The organism is Pseudomonas sp. I2 (genome assembly GCF_040984075.1).
In the GTDB taxonomy this organism is placed as follows: domain Bacteria; phylum Pseudomonadota; class Gammaproteobacteria; order Pseudomonadales; family Pseudomonadaceae; genus Aquipseudomonas; species Aquipseudomonas guariconensis_B.
Genome location: NZ_JBCGFQ010000206.1, coordinates 1 through 405, shown reverse-complemented (window position 1 = coordinate 405; position 405 = coordinate 1). Strand labels below are relative to the sequence as shown.

The window sequence follows — 405 nt, the reverse complement described above, 5'->3', positions numbered from 1 at the left end:
CTTCCTAACGCTCATAGACCATTACACCAAATACCTCCAAAAGCTCAACATCGATCAGAAACGACAACAGTACCACGAACCTCTCATCCAGCAAATGCTACATCTAGACAATCACCCTCACCACGCAACCCACCACTCCAAACCAGAAGATCTACTTGCACGCCCCAAACATAAACACCAGGAAGACGGGCAGGTCGTGCGGCAGCGACACGGCCTTGCCTGCGCATTCCGAGGCGCAAGGCAGGTTTTCGGGCGCCTCGCCGGTGGGCGCCAGGTCCGGGTCAGCTTCCGGACATGAGTGAGCGGAAAAGTTCATGACGGCATTATCACATCTGCCGCCAAGTTGCCCGCGCGCCACATTGAACTATCTTGTTACAGAAACCGGTCCCCCACGCTGAGGTAGGA

1 protein-coding gene is annotated in these 405 nt (G+C 55.6%); it reads left to right on the top strand.

The genetic code is table 11. From position 1 onward, the window contains the following. Positions 1-298, top strand: a 298-nt coding sequence (locus tag WCE05_RS26280) for a hypothetical protein (protein WP_368816878.1), incomplete at its 5' end; no start/stop codon positions are given. Positions 299-405: the final 107 nt, after the last annotated feature.